The following is a 13,026-nucleotide window of genomic DNA, read 5'->3' on the forward strand; positions in this document are numbered from 1 at the left end:
GGAACACGCACGCCGCCGGGGGGGGGGGGGCCCCCCCCCCCGGGGGGGCCCCCCCCCCCGCGGGGGGGGGGGGGGGGGGGGCCCGCGCGCGGGGGGGGGGGGGGGGGGGGGGGGGGGGGGGCCCGCCCCCCCCCCCGGGGGGGGGGGGGGCGCCCCCCCCCCCCCCCCCCCCCCCCCGGCGAGGCCGCTGCGCGCGGCGGACCGGACCGTTCAGGGGCCGATCCGCGACGGCTGCGTGCCTATGGTGGTTACGGTCACTCGGACGCCGGCAGGACCTCGATGGTCTTCGAGGTCGTGATCGGCGCGAGCGAGCTGTCGTCGGTGTAGGCACGCATCGAGTCGTTCGTCACCGACACGGTCACCGTGCCACGGCGCAGCGCGGTGAGCGTCCGGGTCTGTGGGTCGAGGATCGCGACCTTGCGCTTGTCGCGGGCCTGAGCGATGGCCTGCTTCCCGCTGCCGATCGCCAGGTTGGACGAGCCGCTCCAGTGGACCGACATCGGGTACCGCAGCGGCACCACACGGCTGCCCGTTCCCACGCCCTGCGGCTGCACGATGCTGCCCGAGAGCTGCGCGGTCTCGCCGGCGCCGACCGATGCCGGGGTGTTCAGTGTGATGGACTGCGCGAAGGCGCGCACATCGGCCTCGAGCCACTGCTGGTTCGCGCTCCGGTCCGCGTCGACGGACCAGTTGACCCACCCGGTGAAGCCGCCGCGGTCCGGCGTGCCGTACGGGTCCTTGCCCGACGACGGCAGCACCGTGTACGGGACGCCCTCAAGGCGGTGGACATCGGCGATCTGGGCGTGGGATCCGGCCATCGCCGCGCCCTTGCCCGTGGAGCCACGGAAGTCCGTGAGCATGTGCTCGACGAGCGCGGCCTCGTCGCGGTCGCCGAGCTGGCTGGACTTCGTCTCGGCGGGGTCGTCCACCGGGTGGTGGGCGAACACCATGACGTTGTGCACCGAGTCGTCGTTCTTCGCGTCGGCGAGTGCCTTCTGGAACATCGGGAGCTGGTCCCACGCCGTCCCGCGCAGGGACCCGACGGAGCTGGCGAGCAGGATGAACCGCGTGCCCTTGTGGTCGAACGTCCGGTACGGCCGGCCGAACTCCTTGGTGAAGTTCGTCAGGTCCTGCTGGACGTTGTTGATGCCGTAGGACTCGTGGTTGCCCGGCACGTAGTAGCACGGGACCGAGCCGGACTTCGGGTCCGGTGTGCTGTTCGCCGCCGGTTCCTGGCCGACCGGTGTGAGGTCGCATCCGGCGTCGGTGAGTACCTTGCGGGCAAGGGCGAGGTCCTGCGGCAGGCCGCGGTCGGTGATGTCACCGTTGAGGACGATCAAGTCCGGATTGGTTTTGCGGATCCGCTGGATGGCGGCCGTCGCGACCTGGGTCAACGCCGGGTTGTCGGCGGTGAACTGCACGTCCGACAGCGTGGCGAACTTCCACGTGTCGTGGCCCTGGAGCAGCGAGCCGTCGTCGGAGACGAGCGGGTCGGGCTGCGGGGCGGGCTGGTCGGGCTCCGCGGGCAGGTCGATCGACGTCGGTATGTCGGCCTCGACGCGGTCAAGGACGAACGTGCCCGCCTTCTGCTGCGCGGCGCTCGTGTTGATGCCCTGGAAGCCCGAGACCGCGATCGGGAACTTCGTGTTCGCCGGCAGTGTGAACGACGCGTTCTGCCAGTTGTCGCTCGCGGTCAGGCCGGTGCCGTAGGCGCCGCTGCTCTTGCCGTCCGCCTCGACGTAGCTGATGTAAGTCAGGCCGTTCGGCACGCTGATGCTCGACTTGAGCCGCACCCGCAGGCGAAGCGGCTGGCCGGGCACCTGGATACGCCCGGCCGTCGACCTCGCCGCGATGCCCACGTTGCGCATCGCGTTGAAGTCGATCCGCAGGCCGTCGGGGTCCGCCGAGAACGTTGTGGCCGCGGTGCTGTTGTTGAGCCAGTGGGCGAGCACGTCGTCGTCGAAGTCGTAGACCGTCTTGGTCTGCACACCGACCGTGACCGGGAGCTGGACCGACTTGCCGCCGACCGAGACTTTGAGGATCGTGCCCGCGTTGGTGAGCGGGGTGATCTTCAGCTGGCCGTCCACGGACTTGATGTCGATGACGCTGTGGTCGTAGTCGAGGATGAGGTCCTGCGGTTCGATGGGTGCCGTGTAGCCCTGGGCGTCGCGGCCGGTCACGGAGACGGTGACAGCGTTGTCGGGCGTCGCGTCGGCGATCGACAGGCGCCGGGACGACATCTCCACGCTGTTGACCGTGCCGAGGACGGAGACCTTCTCCTGCGCCTGGTTGTTACGCACATGCGCACGGACCGTGATCGTGCGATCCGCGTGGGCCGGGGCCGTGAGCATGCCGTCCTTGACGGATGCTCCGTTCGCAGTCCACCGCACGGACTTCGGGTCGACCGTCACCGGCGTCTCGTGGTTGTCGACGCCCTCGGCGACGAGGCGGCGGTGGAGTCCCGGAAAGACCTTCACGCCACCGTCGGCCGACGCCGCACCCGGCGCGGGCTTGACGAGGAGCTGGTCCAGGTGGCCGTCGCCCTTCGCGACGAACACCCCCACGCCGTTCGGGTCGTTGCGCTCGTGACCGTCGGACGGGACGTTGCGGACGGTCGCGGCGTCCCCGCCGAGCGCGCGGGCGACCATCGTGCTGGAGCCACCGCCGTCGAGGTTGACCGCGGTCTCCACGCCCATCGCGGCGAGGTCACGCGCCTCCTTGTCGATCCCGACGCCGCCCTTGCCGGTGCCGCCCGGGCCGTCCCAGGTGGCGAGAACGAGCGTCTTGCCGCCGTTCTTGAAACCGAGCGCGGTGCGCGGGGCGATCGAGGTGTCGAGACCGCTGACGACCTTGCCGCCGGAGACGATGGTGCCGCCGTGGCCGAGCGCGAACTTCAACGTCTTGGCAACGTTGTCGGCGAGACCGTAGTCGAGCTTTACCGGGTCGCCGGGCCGCAGCGCGCGGAGCGCGGTCGCCGAGGCGCCGCGCCCGACGAGCACGAAGCTGTCGTCCGCGATCGTCCCCGAGCCCGCGGGACCGTTCGGCGTGACCGACACGACCGAGCCGTTCTTGACCAGCACCTCGGCGATCTGGTCGTTGGCCACGCCCGTCAGGCCGCGGTTGCGGTTGTAGTCGCCCCACGCCGATGTGAACGCGATCAGACCGTCCGCGGGGACCCCGGCGCCGTTCGCGGCGTTGAGCGACAGCACCTTGTGGTCCGCACCCGCGAAGTTCGCGTTCGCGTTGACCGTCAGGTCCACGAGCTGGGCGATGCCGTCCTTGGTGACGCCCACGTGCTGACGGCCGCTGATGTCGGCGGACTTGAGCAGCTTTCCGTTCTGGACCTCGCCCCCGAGCGCCGCGTTGGAGTTGCCGATGTCGAAGAACTCGCCGTTGACGCCCGCGACGGCACCGGCCTTGTTGGCGGCCTCACTCAGCGGCCCGCCGGACGCGACCGGTCCGGAGGTCAGCAGATCCGTGCCGACCGCGCGCTTGGACAGGTCCACGTTCAGGAACTGCGCGTCGTACCAGCCCTTCTGGTCGAGGGCCTTCACGTGCTGGAGGTCGATCCCCGGGCCGATCTTCTCCGACGTGTTGGTCAAGGGGATTCCGCCCATGACGGGCGCACCGGTGGCCGGCGCACCGGTGACGGGCACACCGGTGACCGGATCAATGTTGGCCGGAGCGACAACGACCGGCCCGACTGGGCCGCTGTCCGCGTACGCGACGGCAGGTGCGGCGGCCAGTGCGGTCGCTGTGGCGAGCACGAGCAGCCATGATCCCGTACGCCGATGGTTCAAGACCATCAATCTCATTGGTACCTCGGGGTCAAGAGAGGAAGCGGGGGAAACCCCCTGCTGCGCCCATTTCGATCAGGGCACGCACCCGATCACAAAGGTCCACCAATACGTGCGAACGACGCCGCCACGAGCCTTTGGTGAACACTGACTGCACGTTGCATCTTGTTGCTGTGGTGGCGGGGGTCGCCGCTGCCTGGTTCGGCGCCGTAGCGATGGCGGCAAAATCATCGGCGAGCTGGGCCTGTTGGGTGGTGATACGTCCGGCGCGGTTGGCGCGGACCGGCCGGTAGGGGCGGCAGTACTCGTCCGTGAGGACGCCGTTGGTCGAGGGTGAGTAGCGTCGTCCACCCGAAGGGTGGGGGGCACGGCGTCCGGTGCGTACGCGCGCAAGGCGCAGGACTGGCGTTGTGGATGGACCGGCCGTACTTGGGCGTTGGGCGACTCCGACAACGCGGCGAGCGCGCGTGCCGGGCGTCGTGAGCCGGGTCCTCACGGGCTCATGTGGACCTGCGTGACCGCCACAGCAAGCGGCGCAAAGCCCCTCGACATCAAGATCCAGCGGCTCGCGCGTCTTGGCGCTTGAGTTTCCAGCGGCTGGAGGGTCCAGGATCTCGCCCATGGAAGACCAACGCCCCGACGTGCTCACCATCGGCCAGCTCGCGCACCGCACCGGCCTTCCGGTGCGCACCCTGCGCTTCTGGTCGGACGAGGGAGCGGTGCCGCCCGTGGCCCGCTCCGCGAGCGGCTACCGGCTGTACGACGCCCAGGCCGTGGCCCGCGTCGAGCTGGTCCGCACCCTTCGGGAGCTGGGCCTCGGGCTCGACGACGTGTGCCGCGTCCTGAGCGGCCGCACCACGGTCGCCGAGGTCGCCGACGCACACGTGGCCGCGCTCGACGCGCAGATCCGCTCACTCAAGGTGAGCCGGGCCGTCCTGTCCACCGTATCGAAACGTGGTTCCACCACCGAGGAGACAGCACTGATGAACCGGTTGGCACGGCTTTCCGCCGCCGAACGCAATCAGATCATCGACGAGTTCAAGGAAGAGGTGTTCGGCGGTCTCGACATCGACCCGCGCCTTCGTGACCGCATGCGCAACTTCAGCATCGAACTTCCCGACGACCCCACACCCGAGCAGGTCGACGCCTGGATCGAACTGGCCGAGCTGGTGCGGGACCCCGGTTTCCGCTCCCGGATGCGCACCATGCTGGAGCTGAGCACCCCGGTCCCCGGGCAGATTCGTCCCCCCGGGGCGTCCATTTGGTGGGCCAGGCAGGTCGTGCAGACCGTCGCGGAGGTCATAAAACGCGAGATCTCCCCTGAGGGGCCGGCGGCAGCCGAAGTGCTGTCCGAGCTGTTCGGCGACGCCGATCGGGCCGCCGTGCTGTTGTGCCTGGAGGCCGGGATCGAGGCAGGGGCGGAGCGCTACCGCAGGCTCGTCGCCCGCGTGCGCGGACAGTTTTCGTCTCCCGACGCGACCGAGGAGCTGGAGTGGCTGGCGCGAGCCCTGCGCGCCGCGGATCAAGCCTGACCGGCCCCTACCAACCCGCGGGTCCGGCCGGGACGGGGACCGCGTCACCCGGTGCCGCTCCGGCAGCCGCCCGACCGAGGCCCGGGTCGACGGGGAGGCGGTTGACGACTGCTTCCAGCCGGACAGGGAGGCTCGCTCCCCCACCCTCACCCAGGACCTCCCCCGCAGCCACCAACTCCCGCCGGGCACCGAGATCACGTGCCGAGACGGCACGTAACTCCTCTGCTCCCGTGATCCGTTGACGCGGATGAGCCTTCCTAGGTGGTGGACCACTGTCACGCGTACGCTCAGTTCTCCACGTCGTTGGAGAAGTCCTCGGCGCACTGGTCCTTCTCGCTCTGGCTGTTGGCGTGCTCCACACAGTCGTTGAAGTTGTCGAACTCCTCCGAGTTGAAGAGCGACACACCGATGATGACGATCACTGTCGAGGCGACGAGTCCCAGCGCTCCGAGGACGGCGCCGACCATCGACATGGTGCGGCGGGGCGCCCGGCCTCCACGGGCCCGGCGGGCACCGATGATGCCGAGCACCACGGCCAGCAGGCCCAGGACCATCCCGCCCACGACCGTCCAGAAAAGAAGAATCGCGAGGATGCCCAGCACCAGTGCGGCCACCGCGAGGGCGTTGCTCCGGGCGGGCGCCGGCTCGGGCGCCGACTGCGGGGACGTGCCGTCGGCCGCTTGGTGGGGGTAGTTGGGCAGGGACATCGACATCACCCTCCGTTGGTGGTTGTATGCGTCAGGTTCAACTCCGCATGCCCCCGAACGCGGCGCGGACACGCGCCCGGCGAGACGGGCCCACCACCCGCCGAAACAGCGGAGGGGCGTCGGAAGGCGGCCGGCGGCGCGGGCCGGGGCCTGGGCCTGGGCCGGTGGGACCGGACAGCTGACCGGTTCGCGGTTAGGCGCGCACGACCTTCTTCGCACTGTTGTACCCCTTGATCCGCAGTGCTGGACGCCCCCGACCGCGGCGCCCTTTCGCTGGCCAACTCGCCGTCGCCGCCTTCACGCTGCCAGTCGTCGCGCGAAACGACGTGCGCTCCGAACCGCATGACCAGCCGCGACACGAGCGGCGACCGGTGGGCGCGCCCGGCCTGGTGCTGAACGCGGCCCTGCTGTGAACAACCCGCCACCTGGACGCCTGCGTTGAGCAGTTGCGAGCGCTGCCGGACGATAAGCGAGCACCACGCGCCGGACGGGGAGGTCGCCTCAGTCGTGAACACGCGCGCCCAGCAGCCGTGAGGATCTTCTCCCTGTTGCGCCGGGCGTCTCGTGCCGGTAGGCGACGTCGCTGCGGTCTGACCATCCAAGGAACTCACAGCTCGAAGGACTCAGTGCGATGTCCCGATCGCGGTGCGTGAGACAGCCGTACAACTTCCCGGGCGCCACAGCCGTCCAACCAGTGCCGGGTCGCAGTCGAACCGGCACTCATCTCAGGGGGATCGACATGAAACCTGCCTCCGTCGGCCGCGCGCTGCGGCTCGGAGCACGCACCACCGTGGCCATGGGGATGGCCGCCGTCGGCTTAGGCATCGCGCCTGCCTTCGCCGAGGAGCAGCAGACCGACCAACTGTGGATACAGCACCCGTACGAGCCGACGGTCACCGTCGCCCCGGAGGGCGGCACCGGACAGTATCGTGACCTGCCCGTCGGCCTGTACCACGACGACAGCGCCTACGCGGTCACGGACGGACGGCTCACCGTCGACGTGTCGGGCCTGGCAGAGGTCGCCGAGGTGGCCTGGCCGGAGAACTGCGTGCCCAGCGGGAGTACCGCGGTGTGCTCCGTTCCCGAGGTTCCGATCCTGACGGACGACTACGAGGAGCAGGTGCGGCTCAAGGTGCGCGCCCTGCCCGGCACCGCCTCAGGAGCCCAAGGGAAGATCACCTACGAGGCGACGGCCAAGGGCGGTCCCGACGGCGAACTCGTCGCCCCGCACAACTCGTTCGACACGACCGTGACGGTCGGCTCGGGCCCCGACCTGGGCGTGGTCCAGCCGGACAAGCTGGTGGGCGTGCGACCGGGCGGCTCGCTCACCGCGCCGTTCGCCGTCACCAACACCGGTAACGAACCCGCGCAGGGCTTCAACGTGCGGATGTGGGGGACGTACGGCCTGGAGTTCGCGACGAAGTACCCGCAGTGCGCGTACACGCCCACGGGCGGTGAGGGCGAGGCCGCTCCGATGACGGTGGTCACTTGCGCGTTCGACACGGTCGTCGCGCCGGGTGCCACTGCCGGGCTGCCCGCGCCGCTGAAGCTCGATGTCGCTGACCATGCCCTGTACGAGCTCTTCGGCTACTCCGTCGAGCCGGGCGCGGGCGCCACCGACATCCAGGCCGACGACAACTACGGTGCCTGGCCCATCGAGGCCGTCAACACCGCGGACTTCGCGGTGCGCGGCGACACGGTCCGCGGAAAGGCCGGTTCGAAGGTCACGGCCACAGTCCGCTTCCTGAACAGAGGTCCGGCCTGGGTCGGCCACATAGGCTCGGGCGACCCGGCCGCGGTCGTCTCGTTCCACGTGCCGAAGGGCACGGCCGCCACGGCCGTCCCGGACCTCTGCGAGCCACGCAGCGTGGAAGGCGGCTCCCTGGAGGAGCGGCTCGGCGCCCCGCGCTACGACTGCTACCTGCCGCTGTGGGTCAAGCAGGACTCGAGGACCGCCCTGCCGTTCCAGCTGGAGATCAGCCGGGTGGTGCCGGGCGCGACCGGTAAGATCGTCGCCCACCCCGGTTGGGGCCCGTCGTTCCCGTTCGACCCGAAGTCGCGGAACAACACGGCGCAGGTCGTGGTGAACCCGTAGCCGCGTCTCCGCACCGGGGGACGCTCCGCCGACGCGGGGCGCCCCCGGTCGGTGGCGGATCGGGAAGAGTTCGCCGCCCGGGTAGGGAGTGTCCGCGAGCCGTTCGGTGACCTGGCGTGTCGTCAGGTGCCTCGGATGTGGCAGCCAGCCCATCGGTCCCAGTCCCGGGGTCAGGCCGGTGGAGAGGGTGATCTCGCAGTTGCCGTTGTCAGGGCGCTGAGGGCCTTGCCGCCGGGGTGGACCCGGCAGCGCGCGGCGCGGTGATCGACCCGTCGCGCATCGCCGGCAGGCCGGGCCGCTGGTTGCGGCGCAGCACCGCGTGGGGCTCGCACCGCCCGGCCTCCTCAGTAATCTCCTCCCCCAGTCCTGCATCGACCGTCCCGGGCGGCACGCGCGCATCCCCATCGCCTTCACAGGTCCAGGAACGACATCGTCATCAGCAGGCCCTCGGCCGGCCGGCGCGGGTTGAACGTCAGCACCCGTCCAGCCCGCCTTCACCAACGCTCACGAGACGTGGGGGAGATGGGTGAACGGCACTGCCACGTTGATGACTTCAACCCGGGGGTCCCTTTGCTTCAAGCTGGGAACAGAAGCCGCCAGGGACGTGAGGACGGTCTGCGGTCCTTCGCCTTTCAACATATTATTCTGTGCTGTGCCCTCCTCGCAGGGCACATGGCGGCAACGCGTCCGGGTTCTCCCGCGTCGTACACCGGAACCGGGCAAGGAGCCCGGCAAGAAGTCAGGCCGTGGTCAAGGCGAAGGCCGGGCGCCCGAATCCGACCGGAGGGCGTAGGCACGCCCCGCCCGTTTGCAGAAGACAGGGAGTAGGGGCACATGCCAACGCACGACGAGGACGACGCGGCGTCGTCCGATACCGGCGCCGGACGTCTGGTCGCGGGCCGTTACAGATTGCTGGCCGTCCTCGGGTACGGCGGGATGGGCACCGTGTGGCGCGCCCATGACGAGGTACTCCAGCGCGAGGTGGCCGTGAAGGAGGTACGCGCTCCCGTCGGGCTGTCCGCGGAGCGCGTGGAGCGGATGTATACCCGCATGCACCGGGAGGCCTGGGCGGCTGCCCGCATCAGCGCACGTGGTGTGGTGACAGTCCATGACGTGGCTACGGACGAGGGCCGGCCCTGGATCGTCATGGAGTTCATCCGCGGCCAGTCCCTGGCCGATGTCATCAACTCCACCGGCGCCCTCCCACCGAGGGAAGTCGCGCGGGTGGGTTCCGAGGTGTTGGCCGCACTCCGCGGAGCACACGACGCCGGAGTACTGCACCGGGACGTGAAACCTGCCAACGTCCTTCTCGCCGACGACGGGAGGGTGGTGCTCACCGACTTTGGTATCGCCGCTGTCGAGGGAGAATCGGCACTGACGATGACGGGTGAGGTCGTCGGCTCTCCGGAGTATCTGGCGCCGGAGCGGGCATTGGGCCGGGCTCCCGGTCCGGCATCGGATCTGTGGTCCCTCGGGATTCTGCTCTACACAGCCGTTCAGGGCCGCTCGCCGTTCCGTCGGACCACAGCCCTGTCCACCATGCGCGCCGTCGTCGACGACCAGTTGCCCCAGCCGCACAAGGCCGGACCGCTCGCATCCGTCATCGAGGGCCTGACACGCAAGGATCCCGCCGAACGCATGTCGGCCGAAGAGGCCGAGCGGGAGCTGGGCTTCTTCCCTGCGGACACGACCGCGCCCTCCGCGCCCACATCCGGCACCGCAAGCCTGCCCACCGCCGAGTTGCCCCTCGGGGAGTCGGAACCGACCGCGGCCACCGAGGAATTGAACGCCACCGCGACCTCACCGGCACCGAGGCACACCGCGGACCCCCGGGTCATGGTGGCGATGATCGACACTTCCACAAAGGAAGAGCCCAGGACTCCCACGGTGTCGGAAGCCGACGCCGCTGCCCCTCACTCCTCCGTGCCGGGAACGGGGCGGACAGCCGCGGCAGCCGTACCCACTGCCGGGGAACTCCCCCCGGCGTCCAGGAGCGACGCGCCCCTCGCCGCCGGACAACCGGCAACCCCTCCGATCCCGGTCGACCGCAACGGCGAGCCCCGGACCTCGCCGCTCCACCCCTCGCCGAGGGCCACCTCGGAGCGGGCCGACGCGTCACCTCACGCATCCGCCGGCATCGCCTCCTCGCCCACCGGGGCGGCGGGGCCGGCATCGACGTCCGTACCCACGGCTGTTCCGGCGGGGCCCGTCTCAGCGGCGACCGATCAAGTGGGGGCGGGGACGTCCAGTTCCGGCTCCACACCACGTAGGCGGCGCACCGGCCTGATCACAGTGGCAGGGGTTGCGCTCGTGCTGCTCGCCGGAAGCCTGGGCTACGCACTCATGGACAGGGAGAGTGCGGACCGGACGAACTCCGGTTCGCTCGCCGGGCAGGAGCAGGACGACTCCGGAGCGGCGGCCGGCAAGCCGGACGCCACCGCCGAGAAGCCTGTTTCGATCACGGTGACGGGTGACGCGACCGATTACGCGGGGAGTTGCCCCCCAAGTGACTCTCAGGCCCCCCGCTTCACCGCGAACTTCACGGTGTCCGAGCTACCCATCCAGTTCTCGTACCGGTGGGTTTCGGCCAACGGGTCGGTGATCGACCGGCGATGGCGAACGCTGGAGTTCCGGGAAGGCGGCCCCCGATCCCGCGAGGAGACGGTGAGCTTGTCGGCGTACGCAGGGGCCGGAACGCTCCGGAGTGAACTGGCGGTCGAGATTCGGTCGCCCTTCGACGCGGTGTCCAACTCCGTGCCGTTCTCGATCACATGCGGCTCGGTGACCAGCAGTTAGAGCCAGGGCGCCCCAGGTCGCATCACGCCAACCGAGTCCTACCGGCGCGTCAGCGTCGACCTTTCACCACTCGTAGTGGTTCATCCGAGGGTGCGGCGTTCCGCCGCAGCCGAGACAGTCGCAAGGAGAGTTCGTGTCGTCGGTCATCGTGGGGCGTACAGGCCCGTTCGCGGGTCAAAGCGTGGTATTGGGCGGTGCTCCGCTTCGATTCGGACGCAAGAGCGACAACGACGTGATCATCGTCAGCGTCAGTGCCTCCCGTCTGCACGCCGAGATCGTCCCGGAGGACGGAGAATTCGTTCTCTACGACCGGAACAGCAGGAATGGAACGCTCGTCAACGATCAGCGTGTCACCCGTCATGTACTCAAGGCGGGCGACTCCGTACGCATCGGCGACGAGACCTTCCTGTTCGAGACACAGGAGGCCCTGGAGACGGTCCTGGCTCTCTCCGAGCTGGACTTGCCACGTGTCGACGCCAAGGTGAACCCGGGCGAGATACGGGTCACGGTGACTGGAGGAGGCCCGGTGGGTCTCGCCTTCGCCCTGCTGCTGGAGAGCTCCATGCCGGGGCGCGCGTCCATCACCGTGCACGACGGCCGCTGGATCAAGAACGGCTCCACAGTGGTCTGGAAGGACGAGAGTCAGGGCAACGTTCGCCGGCAGCAGGTCGTCACCGTGCAGAGCCGGCAGTACCTGGCGCTCACCGAGGAGATACGGTCGGCGCTGTTTGGCTCAGGCGGATACTCGGAGATGTGGCCCGTGGGACCGGATTCGGTCGACGGACAGCCGCCCCGCAACATTCGGATCGCGTACATCGAGGACAAGCTGCTGGAGCTGGCCAACAGCAAGTCCGCGATTCGTCTGGTGCCGAAGCGATTCGACGTGTCGGAACAGGAGCACCGACTCTCCCAGGAGCATCTGCTGGTGATTTGCGAAGGCGGACGGTCGCGTACCCGGGAGCACTTCGCGGATCGTTTCGGCGCGGCCGACGCGTCAATCTACTCCCTTGAGGGGGAGCACCTCCAGGACGTAGTGCTGGGACTGCGCGTCAAGTCCCAGCTGCCGGACCCGATGAGCGTCCTTCTCACCGTGGCGCAGAACCGGTTCCTGCTCAACTCGCTGCGCGGCGAAGGCTTCCTCAACATGAGGCTGACCCGAGAGGAAGCGGGCAACGTTGTCGGCATCGATCCGGTCCGACAGGTCTTCGAGGAATGCATCGCGGCCCGGCCCTGCGTCATGAGCCGCCACACGGACAACGAATTCGTCTGCCCGACCCACGGCACCCTGTTCCTGCCTGCCCTGCTGCGCAGTTCGCCACTGTGGAAACGGATTCAAGAGGGCCTGAAGTTGTTCGGTGTCGCCGAGGACGATCTCAGCGCCATCACCTCGTTCCGGTTGGACATGGTGCAACGGCCCCGGTTCACGGCCGAACTCACCCGCCCCACCGCCACGAGCCCCGGTACCTACGGCCTTCTGCTGGGCGACGCGGCCAACGCCATCCACTTCTGGCCCGGACGCGGCCTCAACAGCGGCCTTGCCTCCGCCGTTTCACTCGCCCGGACCCTCACCCGTGCCTGGCAGGGCCGCCCGCTGCGCGACGCCGACTTCATCCGGCACGAGGCGGCGATGTCCATGTTGCAGTACCGCCACAAGAGTCGGGCCTGGAACGCCATGGTTGCCGCTGACGGGCAGGGAGTGACCCGCGCCATCAAGGACATCATCGCCCAGAGCATGGAGGCGGACCGACCGACCGAACTCGATGCCGACCGAACCGATTTGGACGTTCTGCTGGACCGCGTGCTGGCGATCCGTGAGCGCCTTGCCCCGCGCCTCCCCGGAATGCCCAGCGACGACGATCTGCGGTGCCATCTGTCCACGCTCGCTCCGTCGACCCTGCGGACCCTCCAGGAGAGCGGCCCCTGGGACACGCTGATCGTGGGCGGTGAGGAGGCTGACATCGACATCTTCTACCAGCCGGATCCCCCGGTCTACGTCACAAGTCCCACCGACCCGCGCCTGATCGGCCAGGGCTCGGGACCCGAGGGGATTGCGCTCATGACCGACCGCCACTGACCGTCGCGATGGGTGCGGTTGAGTG

6 protein-coding genes are annotated in these 13,026 nt (G+C 69.4%); 4 read left to right on the forward strand and 2 right to left on the reverse strand.

What is annotated here, in order from left to right; genetic code table 11:
• Positions 1 to 254: 254 nt before the first annotated feature.
• Positions 255 to 3,806: a phosphodiester glycosidase family protein gene (locus tag ACIBBB_RS29990; RefSeq protein ID WP_398987482.1), complete on the reverse strand. Its 3,552-nt coding sequence runs from the start codon at positions 3,804 to 3,806 to the stop codon at positions 255 to 257.
• Positions 3,807 to 4,417: 611 nt separating this feature from the next.
• Between ACIBBB_RS29990 and ACIBBB_RS29995 the strand changes: the two genes are divergently transcribed.
• Positions 4,418 to 5,329, forward strand: coding sequence for a MerR family transcriptional regulator (locus ACIBBB_RS29995; protein WP_398987485.1), 912 nt, complete (start codon positions 4,418 to 4,420; stop codon positions 5,327 to 5,329).
• 287 nt (positions 5,330 to 5,616) lie between these two features.
• Here ACIBBB_RS29995 and ACIBBB_RS30000 read toward each other — a convergent pair whose 3' ends face one another.
• A complete protein-coding gene (locus ACIBBB_RS30000) occupies positions 5,617 to 6,036 on the reverse strand; it encodes a DUF4190 domain-containing protein (RefSeq protein WP_398987750.1) in 420 nt (139 codons plus the stop codon).
• Positions 6,037 to 6,775: 739 nt separating this feature from the next.
• On the opposite strand from ACIBBB_RS30000, the gene ACIBBB_RS30005 reads away from it, so the two are divergent.
• The 3 genes from ACIBBB_RS30005 to ACIBBB_RS30015 all read left to right on the forward strand — a co-directional run bounded on the left by ACIBBB_RS30005 (position 6,776) and on the right by ACIBBB_RS30015 (position 13,001).
• A complete protein-coding gene (locus ACIBBB_RS30005) occupies positions 6,776 to 8,131 on the forward strand; it encodes a hypothetical protein (protein WP_398987487.1) in 1,356 nt (451 codons plus the stop codon).
• 834 nt (positions 8,132 to 8,965) lie between these two features.
• Positions 8,966 to 10,927 (forward strand): protein kinase, encoded by a 1,962-nt coding sequence (locus tag ACIBBB_RS30010; protein ID WP_398987489.1) that lies wholly within the window; start codon positions 8,966 to 8,968, stop codon positions 10,925 to 10,927.
• A 181-nt stretch (positions 10,928 to 11,108) separates the two neighbouring features.
• Positions 11,109 to 13,001 (forward strand): FHA domain-containing protein, encoded by a 1,893-nt coding sequence (locus ACIBBB_RS30015; protein ID WP_398987751.1) that lies wholly within the window; start codon positions 11,109 to 11,111, stop codon positions 12,999 to 13,001.
• Positions 13,002 to 13,026 lie beyond the last annotated feature (25 nt).

Origin of the sequence: Streptomyces sp. NPDC051217 (assembly GCF_044455465.1) — a bacterium.
Classification (GTDB): domain Bacteria; phylum Actinomycetota; class Actinomycetes; order Streptomycetales; family Streptomycetaceae; genus Streptomyces.

Coding starts and splice junctions, on each gene's coding strand:
- ACIBBB_RS30010 (WP_398987489.1), top strand. CDS start 8,966: ATGCCAACGCACGACGAGGACGACGCGGCGTCGTCCGATACCGGCGCC.
- ACIBBB_RS30005 (WP_398987487.1), top strand. CDS start 6,776: ATGAAACCTGCCTCCGTCGGCCGCGCGCTGCGGCTCGGAGCACGCACC.
- ACIBBB_RS29990 (WP_398987482.1), bottom strand. CDS start 3,806: ATGGTCTTGAACCATCGGCGTACGGGATCATGGCTGCTCGTGCTCGCC.
- ACIBBB_RS29995 (WP_398987485.1), top strand. CDS start 4,418: ATGGAAGACCAACGCCCCGACGTGCTCACCATCGGCCAGCTCGCGCAC.
- ACIBBB_RS30000 (WP_398987750.1), bottom strand. CDS start 6,036: ATGTCCCTGCCCAACTACCCCCACCAAGCGGCCGACGGCACGTCCCCG.